At 63.3% G+C, this 25125-nt stretch carries 24 protein-coding genes; 15 read left to right on the forward strand and 9 right to left on the reverse strand.

What is annotated here, in order from left to right; genetic code table 11:
• The first annotated feature begins 97 nt into the window (after positions 1 to 97).
• The 4 genes from rpmB (at position 98) to AC0L7I_RS04205 (ending at position 2964) form a co-directional block, all read left to right on the forward strand.
• Positions 98 to 391, forward strand: a complete 294-nt coding sequence (rpmB, locus tag AC0L7I_RS04190) for a 50S ribosomal protein L28 (RefSeq protein ID WP_473398288.1) — start codon at positions 98 to 100, stop codon at positions 389 to 391.
• A 163-nt stretch (positions 392 to 554) separates the two neighbouring features.
• Positions 555 to 1028, forward strand: coding sequence for a hypothetical protein (locus AC0L7I_RS04195; protein ID WP_473398289.1), 474 nt, complete (start codon positions 555 to 557; stop codon positions 1026 to 1028).
• A gap of 2 nt (positions 1029 to 1030) precedes the next feature.
• Entirely contained in the window at positions 1031 to 1243 is a 213-nt protein-coding gene (locus AC0L7I_RS04200; RefSeq protein WP_473398290.1) for a helix-turn-helix transcriptional regulator, read from the forward strand.
• Positions 1244 to 1302: 59 nt separating this feature from the next.
• Positions 1303 to 2964, forward strand: a complete 1662-nt coding sequence (locus AC0L7I_RS04205) for an amidohydrolase (protein ID WP_473398291.1) — start codon at positions 1303 to 1305, stop codon at positions 2962 to 2964.
• On the opposite strand, the gene AC0L7I_RS04210 is transcribed toward AC0L7I_RS04205, so the two are convergent.
• The gene (locus AC0L7I_RS04210; RefSeq protein ID WP_473398292.1) at positions 2961 to 3596 is read right to left on the reverse strand and encodes a glutathione S-transferase family protein; all 636 of its coding nucleotides are present in this window, start codon (positions 3594 to 3596) and stop codon (positions 2961 to 2963) included. The genes AC0L7I_RS04205 and AC0L7I_RS04210 overlap by 4 nt on opposite strands.
• Before the next feature lie 154 nt (positions 3597 to 3750).
• Here AC0L7I_RS04210 and cobS point away from each other — a divergent pair, with 154 nt between their 5' ends.
• The 5 genes from cobS (at position 3751) to AC0L7I_RS04235 (ending at position 10272) form a co-directional block, all read left to right on the forward strand.
• The gene (gene cobS, locus AC0L7I_RS04215) at positions 3751 to 4734 is read left to right on the forward strand and encodes a cobaltochelatase subunit CobS (RefSeq protein ID WP_473398293.1); all 984 of its coding nucleotides are present in this window, start codon (positions 3751 to 3753) and stop codon (positions 4732 to 4734) included.
• 11 nt (positions 4735 to 4745) lie between these two features.
• Entirely contained in the window at positions 4746 to 5417 is a 672-nt protein-coding gene (locus AC0L7I_RS04220) for a dienelactone hydrolase family protein (RefSeq protein WP_473398294.1), read from the forward strand.
• Between the two features lie 105 nt (positions 5418 to 5522).
• Positions 5523 to 6365, forward strand: coding sequence for a sterol desaturase family protein (locus AC0L7I_RS04225; protein ID WP_473398295.1), 843 nt, complete (start codon positions 5523 to 5525; stop codon positions 6363 to 6365).
• A 59-nt stretch (positions 6366 to 6424) separates the two neighbouring features.
• Positions 6425 to 8419, forward strand: a complete 1995-nt coding sequence (cobT, locus tag AC0L7I_RS04230) for a cobaltochelatase subunit CobT (RefSeq protein WP_473398296.1) — start codon at positions 6425 to 6427, stop codon at positions 8417 to 8419.
• A 68-nt stretch (positions 8420 to 8487) separates the two neighbouring features.
• Positions 8488 to 10272 (forward strand): alpha/beta hydrolase, encoded by a 1785-nt coding sequence (locus tag AC0L7I_RS04235; RefSeq protein WP_473398297.1) that lies wholly within the window; start codon positions 8488 to 8490, stop codon positions 10270 to 10272.
• Between the two features lie 21 nt (positions 10273 to 10293).
• Here the strand turns inward: AC0L7I_RS04235 and AC0L7I_RS04240 are convergent, their stop codons facing one another.
• Positions 10294 to 10701, reverse strand: coding sequence for a hypothetical protein (locus AC0L7I_RS04240; protein ID WP_473398298.1), 408 nt, complete (start codon positions 10699 to 10701; stop codon positions 10294 to 10296).
• A 511-nt stretch (positions 10702 to 11212) separates the two neighbouring features.
• Between AC0L7I_RS04240 and AC0L7I_RS04245 the strand changes: the two genes are divergently transcribed.
• A complete protein-coding gene (locus AC0L7I_RS04245) occupies positions 11213 to 12010 on the forward strand; it encodes a hypothetical protein (RefSeq protein WP_473398299.1) in 798 nt (265 codons plus the stop codon).
• 17 nt (positions 12011 to 12027) lie between these two features.
• On the forward strand, positions 12028 to 12192 hold the full coding sequence (locus AC0L7I_RS04250; protein WP_473398300.1) for a hypothetical protein: 165 nt from the start codon (positions 12028 to 12030) through the stop codon (positions 12190 to 12192).
• 726 nt (positions 12193 to 12918) lie between these two features.
• On the opposite strand, the gene AC0L7I_RS04255 is transcribed toward AC0L7I_RS04250, so the two are convergent.
• Positions 12919 to 14157 (reverse strand): argininosuccinate synthase, encoded by a 1239-nt coding sequence (locus AC0L7I_RS04255; protein ID WP_473398301.1) that lies wholly within the window; start codon positions 14155 to 14157, stop codon positions 12919 to 12921.
• A 172-nt stretch (positions 14158 to 14329) separates the two neighbouring features.
• On the opposite strand from AC0L7I_RS04255, the gene AC0L7I_RS04260 reads away from it, so the two are divergent.
• Positions 14330 to 16093 carry a hypothetical protein gene (locus tag AC0L7I_RS04260; RefSeq protein ID WP_473398302.1) on the forward strand — a complete coding sequence of 588 codons (1764 nt, stop codon included), beginning with the start codon at positions 14330 to 14332 and terminating at the stop codon, positions 16091 to 16093.
• A 2-nt stretch (positions 16094 to 16095) separates the two neighbouring features.
• Here the strand turns inward: AC0L7I_RS04260 and AC0L7I_RS04265 are convergent, their stop codons facing one another.
• Positions 16096 to 16521 (reverse strand): DUF4112 domain-containing protein, encoded by a 426-nt coding sequence (locus tag AC0L7I_RS04265; RefSeq protein ID WP_473398303.1) that lies wholly within the window; start codon positions 16519 to 16521, stop codon positions 16096 to 16098.
• A 101-nt stretch (positions 16522 to 16622) separates the two neighbouring features.
• Here AC0L7I_RS04265 and AC0L7I_RS04270 point away from each other — a divergent pair, with 101 nt between their 5' ends.
• Together AC0L7I_RS04270 and AC0L7I_RS04275 are read left to right on the forward strand one after the other, a co-directional pair.
• Complete coding sequence (locus AC0L7I_RS04270; protein WP_473398304.1) at positions 16623 to 16964, forward strand: DUF952 domain-containing protein; 342 nt, start codon at positions 16623 to 16625, stop codon at positions 16962 to 16964.
• Positions 16965 to 18017, forward strand: a complete 1053-nt coding sequence (locus tag AC0L7I_RS04275; protein WP_473398305.1) for a quinone-dependent dihydroorotate dehydrogenase — start codon at positions 16965 to 16967, stop codon at positions 18015 to 18017.
• Here AC0L7I_RS04275 and AC0L7I_RS04280 read toward each other — a convergent pair.
• From AC0L7I_RS04280 to AC0L7I_RS04295, 4 genes are all read right to left on the reverse strand, one after another.
• A complete protein-coding gene (locus tag AC0L7I_RS04280) occupies positions 17980 to 19284 on the reverse strand; it encodes an MATE family efflux transporter (protein ID WP_473398306.1) in 1305 nt (434 codons plus the stop codon). The genes AC0L7I_RS04275 and AC0L7I_RS04280 overlap by 38 nt on opposite strands.
• 12 nt (positions 19285 to 19296) lie before the next feature.
• Complete coding sequence (locus tag AC0L7I_RS04285) at positions 19297 to 20040, reverse strand: phosphatase PAP2 family protein (RefSeq protein WP_473398307.1); 744 nt, start codon at positions 20038 to 20040, stop codon at positions 19297 to 19299.
• Entirely contained in the window at positions 20040 to 20684 is a 645-nt protein-coding gene (locus tag AC0L7I_RS04290) for a DUF937 domain-containing protein (protein ID WP_473398308.1), read from the reverse strand. Before AC0L7I_RS04290 ends, AC0L7I_RS04285 begins: the two co-directional genes overlap by 1 nt.
• Positions 20685 to 20762: 78 nt before the next feature.
• Positions 20763 to 22064 carry a dicarboxylate/amino acid:cation symporter gene (locus AC0L7I_RS04295; RefSeq protein ID WP_473398309.1) on the reverse strand — a complete coding sequence of 434 codons (1302 nt, stop codon included), beginning with the start codon at positions 22062 to 22064 and terminating at the stop codon, positions 20763 to 20765.
• A 149-nt stretch (positions 22065 to 22213) separates the two neighbouring features.
• Here AC0L7I_RS04295 and hrpB point away from each other — a divergent pair, with 149 nt between their 5' ends.
• Positions 22214 to 24658: an ATP-dependent helicase HrpB gene (hrpB, locus tag AC0L7I_RS04300; protein ID WP_473398310.1), complete on the forward strand. Its 2445-nt coding sequence runs from the start codon at positions 22214 to 22216 to the stop codon at positions 24656 to 24658.
• On the opposite strand, the gene AC0L7I_RS04305 is transcribed toward hrpB, so the two are convergent.
• Positions 24651 to 25079, reverse strand: a complete 429-nt coding sequence (locus AC0L7I_RS04305; protein ID WP_473398311.1) for a hypothetical protein — start codon at positions 25077 to 25079, stop codon at positions 24651 to 24653. The genes hrpB and AC0L7I_RS04305 overlap by 8 nt on opposite strands.
• Between the last annotated feature and the right edge of the window lie 46 nt (positions 25080 to 25125).

The raw sequence follows: 25125 nt of genomic DNA on the forward strand, positions 1-25125 counted from the left end.
GTGCGCCTGCCTGTGGCTTCGGAGTTGACATGAGGGCCTCCTGCCTTGTAACGACGCGCCTTCGAGACAACCCTGAACATGCAATCGGAGCGAGGCCATGTCCCGCGAATGTGAACTTACCGGCACCAAGCCGATCGTTGGCCACCTGGTCAGCCACTCCCAGGTCAAGACCAAGCGTCGCTTCCTGCCCAACCTGATCGACGTGACGCTTCATTCCGAAGCCCTCGACCAGAAGTTCAAGATGCGCATCGCGGCGAAAGCCCTGCGCACCGTGGACAAGCTTGGCGGCCTCGACGGCTTCCTGGCCAAAGCCAAGGACGACAAGCTGTCCACCAAGGCTCTCCGCATCAAGCGCGATATCGCCAAGAAAGCGGTCGCTGCCGACGCCTGATCGCCTTCCGGCGACCGGCAAACCGAAAAACGCGCTCCCTCGGGGGCGCGTTTTTGTTTGCGCGCAATATTCCAGGCTGGCCCAAAAATGTCAAATATGTTTGACACTTTCCGATCCCGTCCCTATGTAAAACATATCTTACATGGCTGGGAAAGGAAAGATCATGTCACGTACGGAAATTCGCGCTCTCGGATCCTTCATCATTGCCGGCATCGTCCTCTGGTTCATCCAGATGCGGTTCCTTGACGGCTGGCAGGTTGTGGACGTGCCGGCGGGCCATATGCTCACCACCTATGTCATCGCCACCATCGGCATGATCATTGGGGAAATCGTCGTGACGACCGGGGCCGCCATTGGCGCGACCATGCTGAGCGGCGCGGCTGCGGCCAGCGCCGAGTTTGAAGACGAGCGCGACCAGATGATCGAGCGCCGCGCCGAACTCATCTCGCACTGGTTCCTCGTCGCTTTGGTCAATGTGCTGGTGCTCCAGCTCATCCTGCAGGGCGCCTTTACCGGCTCGCCCTTTGCGCCACTCGATATCATCTCGACCAGCGGCGTCGTGTTTACCCTGCTCGCCCTGCTGTTTGCCGCACACATGGTGAAGATGGCCGCCACGCTCGTCCTGTACAGGGTCTGATCATGGCCAAGGGTAAAGTCCGGAACCGTATCAAGGCGCTGCGCACGGGAGAGCATGGCATGACCCAGTCGCAGCTCGCCGAGGCGGTGGGCGCCACGCGCCAGACCATCATTGCCATCGAGCAGGAGAAATATGCCCCGTCACTTGAGCTGGCGTTTCGCATAGCTTTTGCGTTCGGCGTGCCTTTCGAGGACGTCTTCTCCTTCGAGCCTTGACAGCGCGGCGGGGGGGCTTTCAGGTCGAAGCATCCAAACCTGACCGGAAGGCATGCCCCATGCGCACCCCCTGCCTCGCCCTTGCCACCCTCCTGCTGGCCGCCTGCGGCGCCCCTGCCGCGCCCGCGCCCGAGGCTGTCGTCGCCCCGGAAATCACGGTTATTTCTGGTGGCACGATCTATACCGGCAACCCGGACCAGCCGACCGTCGAGGCCGTCATCGTCGGTCCGGACGGGCGCATCCAGGCCACTGTTCCGCCAATGTCCGCCGACTGGAGTGAAGACGAGGTCAACCTGATCGATCTCAGGGGCGGGGTCATGTTTCCCGGCTTCACCGATTCCCATGTCCACCTGCTCGGCGTTGGCCAGCGCGAACTGACGCTCAATCTCGAAGGCACGGCATCGATTGAAGAGCTGCTGACACGGCTCGAGGCAGAACTGCAGGACAAGGCGCCGGGCTCTGTTGTCTACGGGCGCGGCTGGATCGAAACCGGTTGGCCCGAGGCCCGCATGCCCACGGCCGCCGATCTCGACACGGTCAGTCCGGGGCACAAGGTCATTCTCCAACGCTCCGACGGGCATGCCATGGTGGTGAACGCGGCCACGCTCGCGGCCGCCGGGATCACAAAGGAGACACCTGATCCTGAAGGTGGCCGCATCGAGCGTGGTCCGGACGGCACCCCCAACGGCCTCCTCATCGACAACGCGATGGGGCTTGTCGCACCCCTGATCACCGTGCCCGACACAGACGGCCTCAAGGTCGCGCTTGAAACCGGCGCAAAACTCTATGCCTCGCGCGGCTGGACGGGCGGCCACAATATGAGCGTGGCGCCGGCAGAGATCCCGCTGATGGCCGAACTCGACGCGCAAGGCCGCCTGCCGATCCGGCTTTACAACGCGCTCGACGCCGAAGGTTTCGAGATCGCGGCCAATCGTGAAATGGAAACCGACACGATCACCAATCGCGCGGTGAAAATCTACATGGACGGTGCCCTGGGCAGCCGGGGCGCCCTGCTGGTCAAGCCCTATAGCGACCGGCCCGACACGTCCGGCCTCGCCCTGATGGAGCCGGATGACCTTGCCGCCATCATGGCCCGCGCCGACACAGCTAAGGTACAGCTTGCCATCCATGCCATCGGAGACCTCGCCAATCGCCGCATCCTCGAAGCCGTTGAGGCAGGCGGCTATGACGCGTCCCATCGCTGGCGCATCGAACATGCCCAGATTTTTGCGGTGGAAGACCTGATGCGCGCCAGCGCCGATGGCCTGATTGCCTCCATGCAGCCCTCGCACGCCATTGGGGACCTCTTCTTTGCGCCCGCGCGCCTCGGAATGGACCGTCTCGCCGGGGCCTATGCCTGGAAGACATTGCTCGAAAACGGAACGGTGATTGCGGGCGGCTCGGACGCTCCGGTCGAAGTCGGCTCGCCCCTGATCGAGTTCTACGCCGCCGTTTCGCGCAAGAGCCTCAAGGGTGAATCCGGCGAAGGCTGGCATCCCGAACAGGCGCTGACGCGCGAAGAAGCGCTGGCCCTGTTCACCTCGGCTGCGGCCTATGCAGCGTTCGAGGAAGACGATCTCGGCACGATCGAGCCCGGCAAGCTCGCCGACTTCACCGTGTTCGACCGCGACCTGATGACAATTCCCGAGGCGGAGATTCTCGAAGCCAAACCGCTGCTCACGATGATCGGCGGAGAGGTTGTCTGGCGCGCAGAAGACTAGGTTTCGGGGAAGTTCCGCTGCCAGAATCCCTCAAGCGGTTTCAAGGCCTGCGCCTTGAGGGCGATGGCATTCAGTTTCGGCGCATGGGCCGCGAACCAGTCCGGGTTGGGCCGCCAGTGGCGCATCACGCCGATATAAAGGTCGATGGCCGAGAACCGCTCACCGAGGAACCAGGGTGCACCGGCTTCTCCCTCGACAATTGCCCAGAGCCGTTTGCCATAGTCATTCACAGCCGCCTTGAACGGCGCCCGCGCTGCTTCAACGCTGACAAAGCGTGAGGGATCATCGGCATAGGTGAAGGTCGGGTAGATATTGGTCACCAGGAACACCAGCCAGCGCAGGAACGCCGCCTGTTCGGGCGCTCCCGGTCCCGGCACAAGATCGTCCCGACCGGTATGCGCCGCAAGCCAGAGCGTGATGGCCGCGCTCTCTGTCATGACTTCGCCGCCGGGCAAGACCAGCGTGGGAACCTGGGCCAGAGGGTTCACGCCTTCCAGTTTCGCGCGCGCGGATGCGTCCCTGAACAGGTCGCCCACCAGCTCAAACCGATAGTCGAGTCCATAGAAATCGAGCTGCGCTTCAACCAGCGCTGAGCCCCATCCGGGCGTACCATGAAGAACGAATTCACGCATGAGGCGAGCTAACGGACCAGATTGGACTGGGTCAAGCCGTTCGCCGGGCCTGGAACCCGGAATGCGTTTTACCCTACGTCGCACTAGGCGTCGGCGCTTCGCGTGCTAGAACCTAGTCTGAAACGATAAATCCTCCCCGACGAGACAGAACTCCATGACTGTAATGAGCGATACCGATGCCCTTGAAGGCATGAAGCCGACTGAAAAGATCAACGTGAAGAAGGTTTTCGGCCTCGACACGACAATGACGGTCCACGGCTTCAAGAAACGCACCGAATACGTGCCTGAAATCGACCCTGCCTACCGGTTCGATCCGCAGACCACGATGGCGGTCCTCGCTGGCTTCGAACACAATCGCCGCGTCATGGTCCAGGGCTATCACGGCACAGGCAAGTCGACCCATATCGAGCAGATTGCGGCCCGCCTCAACTGGCCGATGATCCGGGTCAACCTCGACAGCCATGTCAGCCGGATCGACATGGTCGGCAAGGATGCGATCGTCCTGAAGGATGGCAAGCAGATCACCGAATTCCGCGAAGGCATCCTGCCCTGGGCGCTGCAGCGTCCGGTTGCCATCTGTTTCGACGAATACGATGCGGGCCGCCCTGATGTGATGTTCGTGATCCAGCGCGTGCTGGAGGCCAGCGGCAAGCTGACCCTGCTCGACCAGAACCGCGTCATTGCGCCAAACCCGCATTTCCGCCTGTTCGCCACAACCAATACGGTCGGCCTCGGCGACACGACAGGCCTCTATCATGGTACGCAGCAGCTCAACCAGGGCCAGATGGACCGCTGGAGCATCGTCACCACGCTGAACTATCTGGAACATGATGCCGAGGTCGAAATCGTGAAGTCCAAGGCGACCGGTGTGGATGATGACACGCTGGCCAAGATGGTGACGCTGGCCGACCTCACCCGCAACGCCTTCATGGCCGGCGACCTGTCCACCGTGATGAGTCCGCGGACGGTAATTACATGGGCAGAGAATTTTGCTATCTTCGGCAATCTCGGCCATGCGTTCCGCATGACGTTCCTCAACAAGTGCGACGAACTTGAACGTCCTCTGGTCGCTGAAATGTACCAACGCTGCTTTGCCGAGGAACTGCCGGAAAGCGCCCTCATGGTGAAGGTTGCCTGAAGACGAAAGACATGAATCCAATCAGGCTGACCCTGAAAAGCCATGACGGCTTTGAGTTTGGCGCCATGCGCGTCGAACCGAAGGGCGCGCGCAAGGGCGGCCTGATCCTCGTTCAGGAAATTTTTGGCATCAATTCCTTCATGCTCGATGCGGCAAAGCGCTTTGCCGCCGAAGGATATGAAGTGCTCATGCCCTCAATGTTCGATCGCCAGAAACCCGGCTTTGCCCGCGAAGACCATTCTGCGGAAGCCATCGCGGAAGGCGGGGGTTATGCGCGGGCCAACGGGTTGGACGCTGCCATGTCGGATATCGGTGCCTGCGTGGACGCGCTGGAACGTCCTGTGTTCATCACCGGATTTTGCTATGGCGGGTCGATTGCCTATCTTGCGGCTTGCCGGCTCAGCGGGCTTGCCGCGTCGGCGGCCTATTATGGCAGCCTTTTGCCCACATTTAAGGATGTTGAACCAAACTGTCCGTCGATAGCCCATTTCGGGCGCGACGATGCCCATATTCCAATGGCGGGCGTCGAAGCCTTCATGGCCGCGCGCCACGATGTTCCTGTCCATGTCTATGAGGCCGGCCATGGCTTTGCCCGGCGCGGCTCGGATGACTACAATCCTCAGGCCGATGCCCTTGCGTTCCAGCGAACGCTAGAGCTGTTTGACCGGGCGATGATCCGTTGAAGCCGGGCACGGTAATTCATGGCCGGGAATAATTGCGAACCCGGTTAACCCGGATTTCACGCTGATGTGCGATCCGGGCATATGTCGGAATATGCTCACTCAGTGATGATGCTTTTGTCCGAGAAGGCACAACTCATCCTGTGCTTCTTCGCGGCGTTCACAGTGCTGGCCTGGCTCAAGGCCGGTCGCAGTGCGTTGGACTGGCGCGATTCCCTGCGCCGCAGCGGCGCTGTCAATCTGGCCATTGTGGCATTCAACATGGCGGCGTTGGCTGTTCCGTTGGCAGCCACGGCCTTTCTGCTGAGCCTGCTCAAGGACGTGCCGCACGTGCCGGCGCAGGCATGGCAAGATGCGCCATGGCTTGTACGTGCCGTCATGGCGCTGCTGGTTTTTGATCTGGCAAATTATACCATGCACCGGCTGTCGCATGCCAGCGCCTGGCTCTGGCCGATGCATGCCGTTCACCATTCCGATACGGACATGCATTTCCTGTCCGCAAATCGCGCCCATATCCTTGAATGGGTCCTGCTTATTCCAACCGGCGCGATCGTCGCTCATTTTTGCGGCTTGTCGATCAGTGATGTCGCATTCCTGGGATTGCTGCGTGAGGCTCACCAATACTACGTCCATTCAAACCTGGATTGGTCACACGGCCCGCTTCGCCATGTCATTGCCGGACCACGCTTCCACCGCTGGCACCATGTCGATCGCGCGGATGCTTACAACAAGAATTTCGCGCTCTTCTTTCCCTTTCTCGATCTGGCGTTCGGAACCTATCACATGCCGGGGCCTGCCAAGGCGCTCCCGACCGGGTTTTCCGGAAATCCGGGTGATAATGTATTGAAACTGCTGGTGTTTCCATTCAGGGAATGGGCGGGACTGGTGAAGGCAATGGGTGCTCGGCGTGCAGGGGCCGAGCGGGCAGGAAGCGCGCTGCGTCCGGAGTAGCGCTGCGGCAACCCGGCATCCCTCTTCGCAAATGCGATCTCGCGCGCTAAGTGATCGTCATGGCCAAGACCGAAACCACCCCGCAGGAACTCTTCAAGCAGGCGCTCGCCGCGACGACCAAGGCGATGACTGCGGACCGCGACGTTGAAGTCGGTTTTGGCAATGATGCGGGCGCTGATGGCGAGCGGATCGTCCTTCGCCCGCCGCCGATTGACGTGCCGGCACCCGTGGCCGCTCGCATTCGTGGCGAGGCCGACGCCATTGCCTTGCGGCGCGCGCATCATGACGAAGTCGCACACATCCAGAACCGGCCACAGGGAGACCTGTCCCGCAAGGTCTATGACGCTGCCGAGCACGCCCGCATCGAAAGCCTCGGCGCCAATGCCATGCGCGGCACCGCCATCAATCTCGACGCCGTCCTCGAATTCCGTTGCAAGTCAGGCGATTTTGCGATCGGCGCCGAGGAACCCGAGGCGGTTCTCGCCCCGGCGCTCGAATTCCTGCTGCGCGAAAAGCTGACCGGTCGCCCGCTGCCGGAAGCCGCTGCGCGCGTGGCCGATGTCTGGCGCGAACGGGTCGAGGCGGACACGGGCGGCGCGCTCGACAGGCTGATCGCCCAGCTGCACGACCAGCCGGGTTTCGCCAAGACCATTCGCGAAATGATCCGCGACCTCACCGCCGGCGACCAGCCGGGCGACGATGCCCGGTCCGAAGACGAGCAGCAGGAACAGGACAGCGAGGACGAGCAGTCCCAGCAAGGCGAGCAGGACCAGGAATCCGAAGAGCCGATGGGCGCCTCCTCGGAGCAGATGGAAGCGGGCGACAGCGAGGAAATCGACGGCGAAGAAACCAATGTCAGCGTCGACCAGGATGTCGACCTCGAAGCCGACGACGACGCCGATGACAGCGACGACGGCTCAAAGCCCCTGCGCCCCAATTTCCGCGACGGCGACGAGCGTGACCGCTTCACCTACAACGTCTTTACCCGCGCGCATGACGAAGTGGCCCAGGCGCCCGACCTGTGCGACCCGGAAGAGCTGACCCGCCTGCGTGCCTATCTCGACCACCAGCTTCAGGGCCTGCAGGGCGCCGTCTCCAAGCTCGCCAACAAGCTGCAGCGCCGCCTGATGGCCCAGCAGAACCGCTCCTGGAGCTTCGACCTCGAAGAAGGCGTGCTCGACACGGCCCGCCTCACTCGCGTCATCACCGATCCGACCGCACCGCTCAGCTTCAAACAGGAAGACGACAGCAATTTCCGCGACACGGTTGTCACGCTCCTGCTCGACAATTCCGGTTCCATGCGCGGGCGCCCGATCATGGTCGCGGCCCTGTGCGCCGACATCCTCGCCCGCACGCTTGAGCGCTGCGGCGTCAAGACCGAGATCCTCGGCTTCACCACCAAGGCGTGGAAGGGCGGCCTCGCCCGCGAAGACTGGGTCCGCGCCGGCAAGCCGAACGGCCCCGGCCGCCTCAACGATATCCGCCACATCGTCTACAAGCAGGCCGACGCCCCGTGGCGCCGGGCGCGCAAGAATCTCGGCCTAATGATGCGCGAAGGCCTGCTGAAAGAGAATATCGACGGCGAGGCCCTGCTCTGGGCGCACGACCGCCTGCTGGCCCGGACCGAGCAGCGCAAGATCCTGATGGTGATTTCCGACGGTGCGCCGGTCGACGATTCCACGCTCAACGTCAACATCGGCAACTATCTCGAACGCCACCTGCGCCAGGTCATCGAGGAGATCGAGACCCGCAGCCCGATCGAACTCATCGCCATTGGCATCGGCCACGACGTCACCCGCTATTACAAGCGCGCCGTGACCATTGTCGACGCCGAACAGCTTGGCGGCGCGATGACCGAACAGCTGGCCAGCCTGTTCGACGAGAACGCCCCCAATCCCAAGGCCATGGCCATTCCGCCGCTCACCGAGCGCACCGTGCGCGGCGCGGTTTCCGGCGCGGCCAGCGGCGCGCCCAGCTATGGCGGCCGCAAGGTCGGCTTGGGGCGCGACGTGAAAACGACCACGCTGCAGGCGGTCAAGGGTCCCAAATCCTAGGCACGGGGCCTGTCCCATATTTCTGCCTTCATGCTAGGGTGGTATGGCGCAAACAGGGGACAGGTCAGATGCCGAAACACTTCATCCGCACGCCATTGACGACGCTCATGCTGGCCGGGCTGGCCGTCCTCCTCGCCGCCTGCGCCTCAAAGCCCGCGCCCGACCGGCTCGTCCTGCTGGGCGATGCACAGGCGGCTGGCGATACCGCACAGGAAGTCGCCCTCGCCCGCGACCTGCTGGCCGATCCGGATGTCACAGGCGACCTGCGCACCGATCTTGGCGATATCCTGGCCGAGGCCGGCCAGGCCGAGGCGGCCCTGGCCGCCTATCACCGCGTCCTCACCACCGCGAGCGCCGAAACCCCGCCCAATTTCGCCTACCAGATCGACCTGCGCGCCCGCATGGCGGAGATCGCCCTCGGGGCCGGTGATACGGCCCGGGCCACCGAGGAGATCGCCAGCGCCGCCCGCCTCGTCCGCATCCATCTGGGCGCCGATCATCCCCGTCTCGCCCCGCTCCTCGCCTTCGCCGTGGAAAATGGCCTCGATACGGCCCGCATCACCGACATTACCGGCCTCCAGGTCAACGCCGCCCTGATCCAGAGCGTCGAACGCGCGCGCGAGCGTCCCGTCGCCGTCGCCAGCGAATCGGCCAGCGCCATCGGCGGCGTCGAACCGGATTTCGACCTCGTCCGCGTCTTCTTCGGCACCAATCGCGCGCCGCAAGGCGGCAGGCTGAAACGCGTCGATGGCCGCCCCGTGCTCGACGCGAAAACCTATTTTGGCGGCAAGTCCGCCCCGCTGCAGACCGGCAGCGTGATGGTCTCGGTGCCACGCAACCGTGCGCTCGGCGAAATTCCCAAGCCCGGCCTGTTCACCTTCGACCGGCGCCCCAACCCGGCAAAATACGTCATCCTCGGCGACATGAGGCTTGACGCAAGCATGGCGGAATTCCTCGCCAATGTGCGGATCGAGCTCGCCCGGTCGCAGCGCCGCGAAATCTTCATCTTCATCCACGGCTACAATAATGATTTCCCCACCGCCGTGGAACGCACCGCCCAGCTCGCAGTCGACCTCGAGATCGACGGCGCGCCCGTGCTCTATTCCTGGCCCTCGGCCGGCAGCATTTTCGGCTACAAGGCCGACCGCAAGCAGATCACGCAACAGACAATCGACGATCTCGAGCACTTCCTCCACGTGCTCACCGAGCAGACCGGCGCGGAACGGGTCAACATCGTCGCCCATTCCATGGGCAATGAATTCCTCGTCCGGGCCCTGCAGGAAATGGCCGACGACGAGCGCGCCGTGCCCAAGCCCTTCGACCAGGTCGTGTTCGCCTCGCCCGATGTCGATGCCGAAGAGTTCATCACCCTGATGAGCCGCGTCGACGGACTCGCCAAGGACATGACCCTCTATGCCAGCTCGAAGGATCGCGCGCTCCAGGCCTCGCGCCGCTTCAACGGCTCGGGCCGCCGTGCAGGGGATGCCACAGAGCCGGTCCTGCTCGCCGGTCTCAACACGGTCGACACGACGCAGGGCTCCAATGGCGGCCTCGGTCATACGGACATTTTCGGTGCCGCCTTCTCAGACTTCCAGGCCATCACCTGGCTCAGCCTCGAGCCGGAACAGCGCTGCATTCTTGGCAAGCAGGAAATCAAGTCCGGCACGGCCTGGATATTCGGCACGCCCCGCGCCGACTATTGCGATACGGAGGATTTCTCTATCGCGATGACGACTGTCCGCCGCCTCGGCCTTGAAAAGGCGCTGACAGACATTGCCGCCCGCGCCAGTGCGCCCACGGAAGACGCCGCCCGCTGGCAATCGGCGCTCAAGATTGTCGAGAGCCTCAAATAGAAGCAGCGTTTGAAAAGCGGCTTATCCGGAGCGCTCCGCCACCGCCGCAAACTCGCCGCGTATCTCGCGCAAGTATTTCACCGCCGTCTCGCGGTGCTTCACGGACTTTGCCTTTTTCGGTAACCGGCTCAGCCAGTGCGAGTTCGGTCCAATCGGAAAGGCGCGTGACAGCGCGCGGCTCGAGGGCGGGGGCTTTCGCGACATGACATCGACATAGGTGTCGAGTTCGGCCAGTGACGTGAACACCAGCTCCACCCCGTCCACCGCCACAGTCAACACCGGCCAGCCCTTGCCGCCCACCGGCCCCGGCCGTGGCGGATCGAACCGCGTCGCGCGCGAAACGCTCTCCCCATCCAGCGCCCGGTGCACCCAATACGTCATCACCGAGATCGGCGGTGTTGTCCAATAGGTGATCGCGTGGGATTTCATGGGCTCAGCCTATCCCCCTCCCGTCATCCCGGAAAGCCCGCAGGGCTTGTCCGGGACCCAGCGCTTCCGCTTGAGAGACGGCACCCCGGATATTTGCTCGCGCTAATTCCGAGATGACGTGCTCGGAGCGTCTGAAGAGGTCCCGCAGGGTGGGATAGCGAAGCGTATCCTGCCGCGCAGATCATACGGGAGAGTGAGCGGGTGGCATCACTCCGCGTGAGCCATCCTTGCATTTTCCGCATCCGTGATCGCGGTCACATCGCCTGCAACACCTAGGCGTTATCCTGCGATAGTGGTTGCTCCCGCCGGGCGACCGGACGCTCGCAAAGCGGCCGTAGGAAAAGGAACACCCAAAATGCTTCGTAAACGCCTCATGACAGCAGCCTGCCTTGCAGCGATTCTGGCAATAACAGGTTGCACGTCTTTGCAAGGTTATCCAAAGCGCGACGGGACGGCTCAAGAGGCCGTGTCAACGCTAAGCGCAAAATACACCATGGAGGAGATGATCAGGGTGTATAATCTGCCTGCCACAGACAAGATGAGTTACCGTGACGAGGCGATTACTGCGCGTATGCAGATCATCGACATTCGCTTTGCAGAATTCGAGAAATCCATGTTTTCCCAGCGTTCGACCTTGCTCGTCGGCGGGGACACATTCAAATCGGCCCTCGGGATGGCGGGCTCTCTGACGAGCGCGGGGCAAACCAGCCAGATCCTGTCGGGGGTTTCAGGTGCCTTCGACGCAACCAGCGCCTCCGTCGACTCGAATGTCTACCGTGACAAGACACAGAATGCCGTCATCGCCATGATGCGCGCCCAGCGGACAAAGGTGCGCGCAGAAATCCTCAAACGCTTGAAGCTGAGCGATGACGAGTATCCTTTGGCGGTCGCCCTGTCTGATCTGGAAGCCTATTATGTTGCAGGATCGGTGCCTGGCGCACTGGCGGCGATCACAGCCGATGCCGGACAGCAAAAAGCCGATGCCGACTTTGAAATCAAACTACAGCTGACACCCAGCAAACGACTGATCCAGAATACGCAAGTGGTTCAGACCAACATTTACCAGGCATTGGACCAGCTGACGGAGAGCCAGATGCAGGGCCTGATTGCTGCTCCGCCAGCGGCGATACCGCCGGCTGCAATCACAGTTCTTGACGCGCGGTTCCCGACCGGATTCGCGACCCAGAACGAAGCGGACAGCCGCAACATTCTTAAGTTCATCTTCAATCAGCTGGCCGTCTCGAATGACGATGCCGCATTCGACGCCTGGCAGACCGCGATCGAAAAACTGACCCAACCCAGCCCATAGAAGAAAGGAAGAATAAAATGGCCAAATCGATCAGGGAAGTGAGCACGTTTCCAGCAGGCACGACCGAGGAAGAAATGCGTGCGGTCCGGGAGATGCGCCTGAAATCCGGCATTGTGGACTCCTGTGAATATGAGGGCGATGAGCCGACCGGCTGGGAAATGACCACCGTATGGCGGTTTTGAGATACGCCGGGCACGTCATCCCGGAAAGCCCGCAGGGCTTGTCCGGGACCTATGGTCTGCGCGCGTGCACCAAACTGGGTCCCGGATATTTGCGCGCGCAAATTCCGGGATGACGCGCGCCGAGAGAGCGGGAGGAAATCGTAGGGTGGGTTAGCAAAGTGTATCTCGCCGGGCAGGTTAAACGGCGGATGCAGGTGGTGGGTATCGTGCTCACCCCGTCCTACGTGTGCTGAGCCAATTGGTGACCTTCGCAATCAAAAAAGTTACACAAGCGATCCATCCGGCTACTGCACAAATAAAAAGCGGAATTATGAGGATCGCCAATTCAGTGCCCTTGCGGTCACAATCGTGCCACGTCGAAGCGTCCAATCGGCCAGAAATATAAATGCTTACCGAACAGGTAAGCATAAGGCCAAGTAGCCAGATGCACCTGGTTCGAAATAATCGAGCGTTGTATGCGCCCAATACGAACGGATTAAAGCTCAGCCCAACCGGAATTACGAAATACGCGGTGAACGGGTTTAACGCCCTTCCAAACTCGAGAAACTGCTGTCTCCACGTCAAATCGGCCAGACCGCGAGGGACATTTGGGGCTGCGAACATGGCGTCGAAACAAATTTGCCAATCCCGGTCTGCCATCTGCAATGGGTAAATCACGGCGATAATAGAAGCCACTGTTATAAATGCTGAGATAGGTCCGGTCAGATAAGAGAGAGCAGTCTTTAATCAGTTCTTCCCGAACTTCCGGTCCCGTCCCGCCAGCAGCCTGAGCCGCAACGCATTCAGCTTGATAAAGCCTTCCGCATCCTTCTGGTCATAGGCGCCGTGATCGTCCTCGAAGGTGACGATCTTTTCCGAGTACAGAGAATAAGGTGACGAGCGGCCCGTCAGGTAGGCCTGGCCCTTGTAAAGCTTGATCGTCACCTCGCCGGTCACCCAGCGCTGGGAATGGTCGATGGCGGCCTGCAGCATTTCGCGCTCCGGGCTCCACCAGAAGCCGTTATAGATCAGCTCGGCATATTTCGGCATCAGCTCGTCTTTCAGGTGGCTTGCGCCGCGGTCGAGCGTGGCCTGTTCGATGCCCCGGTGCGCCACCAGCAGGATCGTGCCGCCGGGCGTTTCATAAATGCCGCGCGACTTCATGCCCACGAACCGGTTTTCCAGCAGGTCGAGCCGGCCGATGCCATGCTTCTTGCCATAGGCGTTCAGCGTCGTGAGGATCGTGGCGGGGCTCATCGCCTCGCCATTGATCGCGCAGGCATCGCCGCGCTCGAAACCGATCGTGATGGTCTCGGGCTTGTCCGGCGCCTCTTCCGGGCTGATCGTCCGCATGTGCACGAATTCCGGCGCTTCCACCGCCGGGTCTTCCAAAACTTTGCCCTCGGACGAGGAGTGCAGCAGGTTTGCATCCACCGAGAACGGTGCCTCGCCGCGCTTGTCCTTGGCGATTTCGATGCCGTGCTGTTCGGCGAATTTCAGGAGGTCCGTGCGGGACTTGAAGTCCCAGTCCCGCCACGGCGCAATCACCTTGATGTCCGGATTCAGGCCGTAATAGCCAAGCTCGAAGCGCACCTGGTCATTGCCCTTGCCGGTCGCGCCATGACACACCGCATCGGCGCCCACCATGTCGGCAATCTCGATCTGGCGCTTGGCGATCAGCGGCCGTGCGATGCTGGTGCCCAGCAGGTAGACGCCCTCATACACGGCATTGGCGCGGAACATCGGGAACACGAAATCGCGCACGAATTCCTCGCGCACATCCTCGATGAAAATGTTTTCCGGCTTCACCCCGGCGGCCAGCGCCTTCTTGCGGGCCGGTTCCAGTTCCTCGCCCTGGCCAAGGTCGGCCGTGAAGGTCACCACTTCGGCGCCGAACTCGGTCTGCAGCCATTTCAGGATGATCGACGTGTCGAGACCGCCGGAATAGGCGAGGACGACTTTCTTCGGGGCGGCTTTGGCAGGCATGGGCGGGCACCTTTATTGTGCATAGGGTCAAGCAGTGTTGCATTAAGGACAGAAGCAGGCAGTGACAAGCCGGGCGCCGGGCCATTTCCTATGGTTAAAGAAGCCTTAAGCCGCTATAAATGGCCCACACCTTTCAATTCAGGAGCGCCCTGCCGGGCGTCAGACCGCCCAGATGTTCACCAAGGACTTCATCAAGCCGCAGCCGGTCCAGCCGATGATTCCGGACAGCGTGCGCCACACGGTGCGCGCCGCGCAGGACGCTGGCCGACGGGCGGAAGCGCGGGCCAATCTCGACATGCCGTTCCGCGCGCGCCTGCGCGCCCGCGACGGCGTGCGCCCGCAATCCACGCTGGCCATCATTTCCGGTATCGAAAACCAGGCGCAGACGCGGCCCCGGACCGCCAATCCGCCGCCGCGCGGACCGATCCGCCCATTGCGCGCCGTCTCGGCCGATCCGGGCTTCCTCGCGCTCGGCAAGAATGGCAAGGGCGGCGTCCTGTCGGGCAGCGGCGGCGATGGGGATGATGAGGGCGGCAATCGCCTCGCCGATATGTCCCAATTTGCCTTTGCCGGTCTCGCCGTGCTCGGCTTGGCCGGCCTGTCGGTCATGGCGGCCGAAAGCGCGCTGAATAGCGGCAAGGAGGCCGACTCCGGCCCGCTGGCCAAACTGCCCCCGTCGCTCACGCCCGGCGGCGGCGCGGCCTCGCCTGTTGCCATGGCAGCAGCGTCCACGCCGGAAGGGGCTGCGGCCACACCATGGTTCGATTATCGCGGCCTCGCCGACCGGCTCGCCGCCAACAAGGCGGCCTATGAGACGGCCCAGCGTGAAGCCGCCGCCGCCGAGGCCGAACAGGCAAGGCTCCGCGCGGCCAGCGCCATTGCCGACGCTGAAGCCCGCCGCGTCGCTGAATCCGCTGAGCAGGCGGCCGAGGCCGAACAGGCCCGCCTCGCCGCTGCCGAACGTGAAAAGACCCGGCTCGCCGAAGCCGAAGCGGCCCGCGTGGCCGAGGCGGAAAAGGTCCGGCTCGCCAATGTCAAGGCCGAGCAGGACGCTGCCGCCGCCGCCGAGGCCAGGCGCCTCGCCGATCTCGAAACACGCCGCCTCGCCGAGGCCGAAACCGAGGCCCGCCGCCTCGCAGACCTGAAAGCCAAGGCCGACGCGAAGGCCGAACAGAAGCGCCTCGCCGCACTCGCCGTCGAGAACCAGAAACGGCGTCTCGCCGCCGCTGCGGCGGCTGAGGAAACGCGCCTCGCTGCCCTCACGGCCAGCGTCGCGGTTCCCACCACCAACACTGGTCTTGCCACCTCCTCACCCACCCCGCGCCGCACCCGTCAGATGGTCGCGCATACGGGCGCCGTTCCCCCGCCCGCCACGCTCAAGCCTGCGGGTTCCGGCATCGTCCTTGCTGCCCTCAGCGCCCCCGTCACCCGCCCCGTCCCGCCCCCGTCCTACACCCGCGCCACCCCCACGGTACGCCCCTTCAACACCGCTCCCGCGCCCGTTCCTGTCACGGCGCGCAACGTGGACGAGTTCGTGGCCGAGCGCACCGAACTCACTGCCGCGCAAACCCTTGATTCCAATATGCTAAATACCCTGAAGACGGATTTCCTGCGCCTCGTCGACACTCAGGCCGACGGCACTACCCAGATCCTGAAAACCCCGGATGGCCGTGACCTGACCATCCTGATCGAGCGGTCGACAACGCGTGAAGCCAGCAAGCCGACGGTGCGAACCATCGAATATACGGCCCAGCCGACCGATTCCGTTGTCCGGCTCGTCTCTGACGTTGTCCCGATGAAAGTCTCGGTCATGTGCCGCGATATTGCCTACGCCTTTCCCGGGCAGGAGCGTGGCCGGTTCGCGGCGTGCGAGGCCCCGGAAGGCGGCTGGGTTCTCGCGCGGGCGACGGATACCAGCGCCTTGCCGCTCACCTGATCTCAGGCCCGGGACGCGGCCTTCTGTCGGGCATGGCGTTGTGCCTTGCGGGTAAGGTGCTTTTCTATCACCCTGAAATTCTTGGTGTTTGACTTGAAGAAGAAGTCGAAAACATCGCCGAGGACCGGGATCGCGCCAATGGCGGTATCGAATAGCAGGTTCCATCCGATCTGAACCACCGCCATCGGGTGCAGCTTCAGCCGCATCGCCGTGAACAGCGCATAGGTGCCCGCTATTCCCGTGGCAACGTCGCCGGCGACCGGTATGAGACCGAGTAGCGAATCCACGCCGAACCGGACGCCCAGGACCGAAAACTGCGAGTCCAGCATCCGCGAAAACACGCCGAGCCGTCGCAGCTCTTCCTCCACGGTCCGCCCGTTCTCCAGCCGGACATTGAGGAAGGCGTGATCGGCAATGTCCTCGGCCATGGTCCATTCCCTTCCAGCACGACAGCCAAAGGATCGCACAATGCGTCCGGGACTCAAGCCACGAGTTGCCGCGCGGCCCAAAGCCTGCTGAAACGCCCGACATGACTCACACACATGTCTACAAGCTGCTGACACAGCCCGATTGGGAGACGGCCAAAGCCGCTGGCGCGACGGCGACAGCACTCGACCGGACAGATGGCTATGTCCACCTCTCCTCGCGCGACACCGTCGCCGAAACGGCGAAACTGCACTATGCGGGCCAGGAGGACGTGGTCCTGCTCGAGTTCGCGATCGCTGATCTTCCGCCCCTGAAATGGGAACCCAGCCGGGGCGGCATCCTGTTCCCTCATCTCTATGGCGGTCTCGAAATCAAGCGCGCCTGCCGCCAATGGGTCCTTGCGCAGGATTCCCGCGGCACCCCCGTCCTGCCGGAGGATTTCTAGATGGGCCTTACGGATCTGGGCGTAGCGCTGGTGAAACTGCTGCCACCGGAAGCGGCCCACACCGCCACGATAAAGGCCCTTGAAAAGGGCCTGGGCGTGCCGATCCGCGCGCCGGGATTCGATCCTGTTCTGGCAACGATGCTGCCGAAGTCCGGGCTGAAACTCGCGGGCCCTGTCGGTCTGGCTGCAGGCTTCGACAAGAATTGCGAAGTGCCTTCAGCCATGGCCCGGTTCGGTTTCGGTTTCATCGAATGCGGCACGGTCACGCCCCGGCCGCAGCCCGGAAACCCCAAGCCGCGCCTGTTTCGCCTCAGTGAAGACCGGGCCGTGATCAACCGGATGGGTTTCAACAATTACGGTCTCGACTATTTTGTCCGGCGCCTGTCGAAATATCGCGCGCCCGTGCCGCTCGGCGCCAATGTCGGCGCCAACAAGGACAGCACGGACCGTATCGCCGACTATGTGAAGGGCATCGAGGCCGTTGCGCCACATGCCGCTTACGTCACGGTGAATATCTCGTCGCCCAATACGCCCGGATTGCGGGGCCTGCAGGACAAGGCCTCGCTTCAGGCGCTGCTGTCTGCCTGCGGCGCGGCCGACCGATCCGGCAAGCCGGTCTTTCTCAAGGTTGCGCCGGATCTTGATGCAGAGGCCATTCGCGACATTACCGGCGTGGTGCGCAAGGAGGGCGCCTGGCTGTCCGGCCTGATCGTGTCAAACACGACGCTCGCCCGGCCTGACAGCCTGACAAGCCGCCACCGTGGTCAGGCCGGCGGCCTGTCGGGCGCCCCGCTGATGGGTCCGTCGACAGACATACTGAAAGCCTTCGCGAAGGCGCTGAAGGGTGAATTCGACCTGATTGGCGCAGGCGGTATTTCCAGTGCGGCCGACGCCTATGCGAAAATCCGTGCCGGCGCGAATGCCGTGCAGCTCTACTCGGCGCTCGTCTATTCCGGCCCCGGCCTCGTGGCGGATATCCACAGTGAGCTGGCCGCCTTGCTGAAGGCGGATGGCTTTACGTCGCTGGAACAGGCGGTCGGGCAAGACCTCTGAACAGGCCCGGCACGAACCAGCCGAGCGCCGCAGCGCGATAGACATACATCGTCAGGAACGCCGCCCAGACGCCCGCATTGCCGAAGGCAGGACGCAGCATCATGTCCGTCGCAAGGTAAAGCAGGGCCGAGATGACACCCGCCGTGCGCAGCGCCTTGCCTTGCGTGGTGCCGAGGAACAATCCGTCCAGTTGCCAAGCGGTGACGCCCAGCAGGGGAACGGCGGCGCAATAGGGCAGGAAATCCAGGGCCGCCTGGCGCGCCTCAGGATCGGCGATGAACGCTTCGATCACCCAGCCGCCACCGATGAAATAGGCAAGGGCAAACACGGCGCCGAAGCCGAATGCAAATTCAGACGTCAGCCGCATGGCCCGCGCCAGCCGTTTGCCGTCGGACGCGCCATAGGCTTCGCCCGCTTCCTTCTCGGCAACGAAGGCAAATCCGTCGAGCACGAAGGCGGCAACCGTGATGAATTGCAGCAGGACTTCATTCCCCGCCGTGGCGGCCGTGCTGATCAGCGTACCGGAGCGCACGAACCAGCCGAAACAGAACACCAGCGCCAGTGTGCGGATCATGATGTCGCGATTGGCAGAAAAGAGCGCGGACAGCTTGGCCGGATCGGCAAGGCGCGCGGGTGACCGGAAGCCCTTGCGCACAAGGACAAGGCCGAACACGAGCGCGGTCCATTCGGCAATCGCCGTGCCTGCGCCGATCCCTGTCGGGCCAAGGTCCAGAACGGCGACGAACCAAACGTCCAGTACGACGTTCACGCTGTTAAGCACGACCTGCATGGCGAGCATCTGTCCGGTCTTTCCAGTGCCCAGCAGCCAGCCGGATATGGCGAGGCCCATGAGATAGGCGGGGGCGCCGAAGATGCGGGCGTTGAAATAGCCGGCGGCCAGCGATTCGACTTCGGTTGTTCCTGCAAAGGCTGCGAATGTGAGCCACCTGAGCAAGGGTGACAGCAGGAAAAGGCCCGCCCCGATCGCGCCGCCGAGGAGCAGGGCGCGCAGCAGGATGGCGCGGACTTCGGGCCTGTCACCGCGGCCATTGGCCTGTGCCGAGAGGCCCGTGGTCGACATGCGCAGGAAGCCGAAACCCCAATAGATAAAGCTGTATGCGACGGCAGCGATGGCGACGGCGGCGAGGTCTGCCTTGTCGCCGAACCGGCCCATGGCGGCAGTATCGACAATACCGGTCGTCGCTGTAGCGGCCTGGGCCAGCACGATGGGAATCGCGAGGGAGAGAATTTTCCGGCGGGTTAGCATCGCGTTCCGGGCCTAGGAGAGCGCCTCGTAAAACGTGTGCGCAAAGGGCAGTGCGTACCATGCATAGAGGGGGGCGGTAAGAGCGAAACAGGCCAGTACGAGGTGTGTGGTGCGGGGAGTGGCAGGGGGGTGGGACGGGTGTGCCAGGACCCAGGCAAGTCCGGTCAAGAACAGCCCGCCAAGGGCAAGCCCGGACAGCGCGTCACTTGGCCAGTGTGCGCCGACATAGACGCGCGAGGCGGCGACCAGGACGGCGAGCAGTGCAAGCACCGCCGTCGCGATCCATCGCGTGGGGCCCTTCAGCGACCGGAACACCAGCAAGGCCAGGGCGCCATAGATCAAGGTGGCGTTTGCCGCATGTCCGCTGGGAAAGCTGAATCCATCGGCTCCGGCATAGAGATCGATTGTCGGACGGGAGCGTGCCGCGCCGGACTTGATGAGATTGACCAGCAGGGGCAGCAACAGGAATGCGGTCGCGGTGGCCGCAGCCGGGCGCCAAGCCCGTTGCGTGGTCTGGGCGATCACCACGAGTACGCCCATGGGTTTGAGATAGGCGCCATCGCCGAGCGATGTGATGGCGAGCATGGCGTCGGTCAGTGCCGGGTTGCGCCAGCCTGCCACCCAATCGGCTATGGCCAGATCAAGCGTGATGACGTCCCAGGCGCCGGCCACGCCAAGGGCCATCGCCGCAAACAGGAAAAGGCAGGCCGCGCCGAACGCAAGGTAACGAGTTGCGGCGCGGTCCACCAAGGGCATTACTTCCGTTTCATGACCATCTGGAAAATGTCATCCATCGGGCTGCCGTCGCCGTCGGCGTCCAGCAGGCCACCCAACATGCCAAGCGCGCCTTGTGGCGCGGCCTGTTGCTTCTTTTCACCGCCGAGCAACCCGCCCAGCAGGCCACCAAGTCCGGCCTGTGCCGGTTGTGGCTGGGCGCCGCCGAGCATGCCTGCAAAGGCCGACATGACGTCAGGCTTCTTGGCCTGTTTCGACAGCGAGGCCATCGCCATCGAGGCGACCATGGGAAGGACCATTTTCAGGACATCCGGGGAGATCCCGGTTTTCTGGGCAGCCTGACCCGCCACAGCGCGACTGGTTTCCTTGGAGCCGAGCAGGTGACCGAGAATGGCGTTGCCATCCGTGATGGCTTCGGGCCGTGAAAGGGAATCAGGCTGGTCGAGATACTGCGCATGCTGGCCGTTTTGAAGGGCGCCGAGCAGCGATTCCAGTCCGCCCTTTTGGCCGACATTGCGTTGCAGTCCTGCCGCGATGGCAGGCAACAATGCCTTGATTGCCATCTGGGTCTGGTCAGGCGCGAGGCCCGTTTGCTTGCTGACTTGCTGAACAGCAGCCCCGCCGCTGGCCTGTGTGAGCATGTCGAAAAGGTTGGTTCCAGCCATCGTTCTAGTCTCCCGTTTTTGCTTGAACGGCGTAAAACCATCCTTGAGGTGAACGCAGCATGACCAGAGGTAGACGACTCAGAAACGGTCGCGGGCACGGAAGACGACTTCGTCGAGCTCGCCCTCCCATTTGGCGACAGCAGTTGCGACGGCCGTATCGCCGGAAACGTTGGTCAACGTGCGCATCATGTCGAGCAGCCGGTCGAAAGGCAGGATGAAGCCGATGATCGCCCAGGCCATGGCTTGGGGGATGCCGACCTGTTCAAGGGCTGCGCCCGAAAGAATGAGGCCGGCGCTGGGAATGCCTGCTGCGCCAATTGAAACCAGCGTCGCCATCAGCGCGACGAGTACATACTGGCCAAGTGTCACATCCACGCCGAGCGCCTGTGCCCCGAACAGGGCCACCATGCCGATATAAACCGCTGTTCCGTCCATGTTGATCGTCGCTCCGAGCGGCAGGACGGAGGCGGCAACCGCCTTGTCGATGCCAAGGTTTTCCTCGGCGCAGGTGATCGTGACCGGCAGGGTGGCACTGGAGGACGCCGTCGAATAGGCCACGGCCTGCGCATCTGTGATGCCCCGGAAAAACGGGATCAGCGGCAGGCGCAACAGCCCCTTGATGATGCCGCCATAGGTGACCACAATGTGGATGACACATGTGAGATAGAGCGCAATGGTCAGCGTGCCGAGGCTCTGCAGTACACCAAGGCCTTGCGTTGCCATGATCCAGATCATCAGGGCAAGCACGCCGACAGGAGCTGTCTCCATGACAAACTCGGTCACCTTGGTCATTACCTCGGAGGCGCTATCGAAGAAGTTTGCCACAGGCTTGCCTGCCTCTCCGGCCAGAAGGATCCCGATTCCGAAAAGGATGGCGAAGAAGATGATCTGCAGGATATCGCCTTCGGCGAGGCCCTGGATCGGATTTGTCGGCACGATCTGGAGCAGGCGGTCAATGATCCCGCCTGCCGATTCGGCCTTGTCGGTGGCCTGCTCCATGAAGCTGGTATCGATGCTGGCAAAGGACTCGGCATTCAGGCTGGCGCCGGGTTGGAAAATCGTCCCCATGATCAGGCCGAGCGTCACTGCAATTGCCGTGGTTCCGAAATAGAGCCCGAGAGTCTTGATGCCGAGGGAGCCGAGCCGCTTCGGATCGCCCATGGCAATCACACCGGAAACGAGGGTGAAAAAGACCAGCGGCACGATGAGCATGCGGATCAGGCGCAGGAACAGGTCTCCGATCCATTTGATATTGTCATTGGCGATGGCGCTGGCCGTATCGGCGCCCAAACTGGCCCGCATTCCCAGTCCGATAACCAGGCCAAGGACAAGCGCCGAGATGACGCGCTTCCACAAATCTATCTGAAACCACCAGCCCATTCGACACTCCCATCGATTCTGAAGCGGGGACGGTAGGTTGGCTTTGCGGGGAACGCAAATGCCGAGACAGCGATTGCCTTGCCCGGCGGCAGGCTGCCCATGCAATAGTCGTTGCCCTTGTTGCGTGTGGCACCGTATGTCTGCGCCGCATGAGCGCCGATATCGCCCCCCTGCCCATCGACGACGTGCTGGCCGAAGTCTGTTCGGCGCTGCGCGATGGGCGGCGCCTTGTACTGGCCGCTCCGCCGGGCGCGGGCAAGACCACGCGCGTGCCGCTTGCGCTCGCGGGGCTGATCGGCATGCCGGAAACCGTCACCGGGCGTATCCTGCTGCTGGAACCGCGCCGGGTGGCGGCCCGGATGGCCGCGATGCGCATGGCCCAGAGCCTTGGCGAGCAATTGGGCCAGACTGTCGGCCTGACAACGCGGGTGGACCGCAAGGTTTCAGCCGCCACGCGCATCGAGGTCATCACGGATGGCCTGTTCACAAGGCGTATCCTGTCCGATCCTGAGCTGAAGGGTGTCGGGGCCGTGATCTTCGATGAATTCCACGAGCGGCGCCTCAATGCCGATCTGGGCCTGGCATTGGCGCTGGAAGCCCAAGGCGTGCTCAGCGAGGACCTGCGGATACTGGTCATGTCGGCGACGCTGGACACGGGCCGGGTCGCCGCTGCGATTGACGCGCCTGTAATCGAGAGCGCCGGGCGCCAGTTCGAGGTCGAGACCCGGTATCTCGGGCGGTCGACTGACAGGACCGAGGACCGGATGGCAGCAGCAGTCCGCCGGGCGCTGCGGGAGGAGAAAGGATCCGTGCTGGCATTCCTGCCCGGTGCGCGTGAGATATCCCGGGTCGCCGAACGGCTCGGAGACTTGCCTGCAGATTGTGTGGTGGCGCCGCTATTCGGCGCCTTGTCTCCCGCCGAGCAGGACGCGGCAGTCTCCCCGGCACCGGCGGGCACGCGCAAGATCGTGCTGGCCACCGACATAGCCGAAAGCGCGCTGACCATCGAAGGCGTGACCATCGTGATCGACAGCGGGCTCGCGCGGGTTGCCGAAGACGATGCAGGTGGCCTTGGCCAGCGCCTGACCACGGTGAAGGCCTCGCGCGCATCCGTTGACCAGCGGCGGGGCAGGGCAGGGCGTACGGCGCCAGGCGTCTGCTATCGCTTGTGGGACGAGGCGGCGACGCGCGGTCTGGTTGCGGCGCCGCAACCGGAAATTCTCAGCAGTGACCTGTCCGGCCTCGTGCTGGCGCTGGCCGAATGGGGCGAGCGCGACGCAGGCAATCTCACCTGGCTTGATGTGCCGCCAGCCGGGAAAGTGAGAGCGGCAACCGACATGCTGGTGCAGCTCGGCGCGCTGGATGACAGCGGGGGGCTGACCCCGCTCGGGGCCGAGATGGCGGGGCTGCCCTTGTCGCCACGCCTGGCCGCACTGGTGGCCGGGGCCGGATCGGCGGGGGAACGTGCGCTGGCGGCCGAAATTGCAGCGCTGGCAGGGGAGCGCGGCATTGGCGGGAATTCTGCCGACATACGCGACCGGCTGGCGCGGTTCCGGGCGGACAGGTCTCCGCGCGCGCGGACCCTGCAGCAGCAGGCAAGGAGCTGGGGAAAGGGCGCCGCCCCGCAGGGCGACATCGCCCACCTTTTGGCCAAGGCCTGGCCTGACCAGATTGCGCGGGCACGGCCCGGCAGTGCGGGCGTCTACCTGATGGCCTCGGGCCGGGCCGCCAGCTTGCCGGAAACGGACGGCCTCGCCAAATCCGAGTGGCTTGTCGTCGCAGACCTTGGCGGTGCGAGCGGGCAGGCGCGGATCACGCTGGCCGCGCCGCTCAGCGAAACGGACGTACTGGCCCTGGGCAAGGTAACAACCGAAGAACGTGCAGAGTTCGATTCGAAAACGGCGCGGTTTACGGCGCGCCGTGTGAAGGCAATGGGGGCAATCGTCCTGTCGGAAGCACCCTTGCCGAAGCCGGCCCCAAAAGTTGCCGCAAGGGCGATGCTGGAGGCCGTGTTGGCGGAAGGCTTTGGCGCGATTGGCGCGGGCCATGTCGTGGACGAGACGCTGGGGCGGCTGGGCGTGCTCGAGCGTGCAGGCCTCGTCGAGCCAGCAGGCCTGACGAAAGCGAGCTTGCAGGAGACTGCCGAGCATTGGCTGATGCCATTGCTGAAACGCCAGGGCGCTCGTGTGCCAAGCGACGGCAATGTGCGCGACGCGCTTGTCGATTCCCTTGACTGGCAGTTGCAGGATGCACTGCGCCTGCATGCGCCGCGGTCGCTGACGCTACCCTCGGGCCAGACGGCGTCGGTCGACTATGTCGATCCGCGCGCCCCGCTGGTTTCGGCGCGGGCCCAGGCCTTTTACGGGCTCAGCACCCATCCATCGGTTGCATCGGGCCGGGTGCCGGTGACGGTGGAATTGCTGTCGCCGGGCATGAAGCCCGCCGCGACAACGCAGGACCTGCCGCGCTTCTGGGAGAATGGCTATCGCGACATGGCGAAGGACATGCGCGGGCGCTATCCCAAGCATGACTGGCCGGACGCGCCAGCGACGGCGCGTGCGCATGAAGGCCGAACAAAGAAAAGGCTCAGTTAGGGCGGTCTGTGCCCATGCCCCAGTCGATGCCCATCGTCTTCTTCATCCAGTCGGAGAAGGTCGCGGGCTTTTCGAGCGATTTGGGATCAAGCGTGCCATAGGAGACGAGCGGGCCGTCCTTGCCTTCAAGGCGGACGCCTTTCAGGCGCTGCTCGCTGGTCGTCCAGCTGGAATAGCCGACACCGGGATCGATCAGCAGCATCACCTGTTCGCCGCCGGACCCGTCAAGGTCGCGGCCAAATACCAGTCCGTAGACGTTCTCGCGGCCCCAGAGGCCGTGGCTGGCCGCTTGTCGAGTGCCGTTCAGCAGGACTTCATCCCAGAGCAGGTTCCGGCGCCATTGCAGGACGTGCATGCGATCGCCCGACACGATCTTGATATCGACATGATGAAGCGACAGGCGGACGATTTCAGCGTGCATGGCGTGGCCCTCTATTATCGAAAAACGATATACAAAAAGACGGGTG

It is taken from the genome of Hyphomonas sp. J20-32, assembly GCF_055808555.1.

Coding starts and splice junctions, on each gene's coding strand:
- rpmB (WP_473398288.1), top strand. CDS start 98: ATGTCCCGCGAATGTGAACTTACCGGCACCAAGCCGATCGTTGGCCAC.
- AC0L7I_RS04195 (WP_473398289.1), top strand. CDS start 555: ATGTCACGTACGGAAATTCGCGCTCTCGGATCCTTCATCATTGCCGGC.
- AC0L7I_RS04200 (WP_473398290.1), top strand. CDS start 1,031: ATGGCCAAGGGTAAAGTCCGGAACCGTATCAAGGCGCTGCGCACGGGA.
- AC0L7I_RS04205 (WP_473398291.1), top strand. CDS start 1,303: ATGCGCACCCCCTGCCTCGCCCTTGCCACCCTCCTGCTGGCCGCCTGC.
- AC0L7I_RS04210 (WP_473398292.1), bottom strand. CDS start 3,596: ATGCGTGAATTCGTTCTTCATGGTACGCCCGGATGGGGCTCAGCGCTG.
- cobS (WP_473398293.1), top strand. CDS start 3,751: ATGACTGTAATGAGCGATACCGATGCCCTTGAAGGCATGAAGCCGACT.
- AC0L7I_RS04220 (WP_473398294.1), top strand. CDS start 4,746: ATGAATCCAATCAGGCTGACCCTGAAAAGCCATGACGGCTTTGAGTTT.
- AC0L7I_RS04225 (WP_473398295.1), top strand. CDS start 5,523: ATGATGCTTTTGTCCGAGAAGGCACAACTCATCCTGTGCTTCTTCGCG.
- cobT (WP_473398296.1), top strand. CDS start 6,425: ATGGCCAAGACCGAAACCACCCCGCAGGAACTCTTCAAGCAGGCGCTC.
- AC0L7I_RS04235 (WP_473398297.1), top strand. CDS start 8,488: ATGCCGAAACACTTCATCCGCACGCCATTGACGACGCTCATGCTGGCC.
- AC0L7I_RS04240 (WP_473398298.1), bottom strand. CDS start 10,701: ATGAAATCCCACGCGATCACCTATTGGACAACACCGCCGATCTCGGTG.
- AC0L7I_RS04250 (WP_473398300.1), top strand. CDS start 12,028: ATGGCCAAATCGATCAGGGAAGTGAGCACGTTTCCAGCAGGCACGACC.
- AC0L7I_RS04255 (WP_473398301.1), bottom strand. CDS start 14,157: ATGCCTGCCAAAGCCGCCCCGAAGAAAGTCGTCCTCGCCTATTCCGGC.
- AC0L7I_RS04260 (WP_473398302.1), top strand. CDS start 14,330: ATGTTCACCAAGGACTTCATCAAGCCGCAGCCGGTCCAGCCGATGATT.
- AC0L7I_RS04265 (WP_473398303.1), bottom strand. CDS start 16,521: ATGGCCGAGGACATTGCCGATCACGCCTTCCTCAATGTCCGGCTGGAG.
- AC0L7I_RS04270 (WP_473398304.1), top strand. CDS start 16,623: ATGACTCACACACATGTCTACAAGCTGCTGACACAGCCCGATTGGGAG.
- AC0L7I_RS04275 (WP_473398305.1), top strand. CDS start 16,965: ATGGGCCTTACGGATCTGGGCGTAGCGCTGGTGAAACTGCTGCCACCG.
- AC0L7I_RS04280 (WP_473398306.1), bottom strand. CDS start 19,284: ATGCTAACCCGCCGGAAAATTCTCTCCCTCGCGATTCCCATCGTGCTG.
- AC0L7I_RS04285 (WP_473398307.1), bottom strand. CDS start 20,040: ATGCCCTTGGTGGACCGCGCCGCAACTCGTTACCTTGCGTTCGGCGCG.
- AC0L7I_RS04290 (WP_473398308.1), bottom strand. CDS start 20,684: ATGGCTGGAACCAACCTTTTCGACATGCTCACACAGGCCAGCGGCGGG.
- AC0L7I_RS04295 (WP_473398309.1), bottom strand. CDS start 22,064: ATGGGCTGGTGGTTTCAGATAGATTTGTGGAAGCGCGTCATCTCGGCG.
- hrpB (WP_473398310.1), top strand. CDS start 22,214: ATGAGCGCCGATATCGCCCCCCTGCCCATCGACGACGTGCTGGCCGAA.
- AC0L7I_RS04305 (WP_473398311.1), bottom strand. CDS start 25,079: ATGCACGCTGAAATCGTCCGCCTGTCGCTTCATCATGTCGATATCAAG.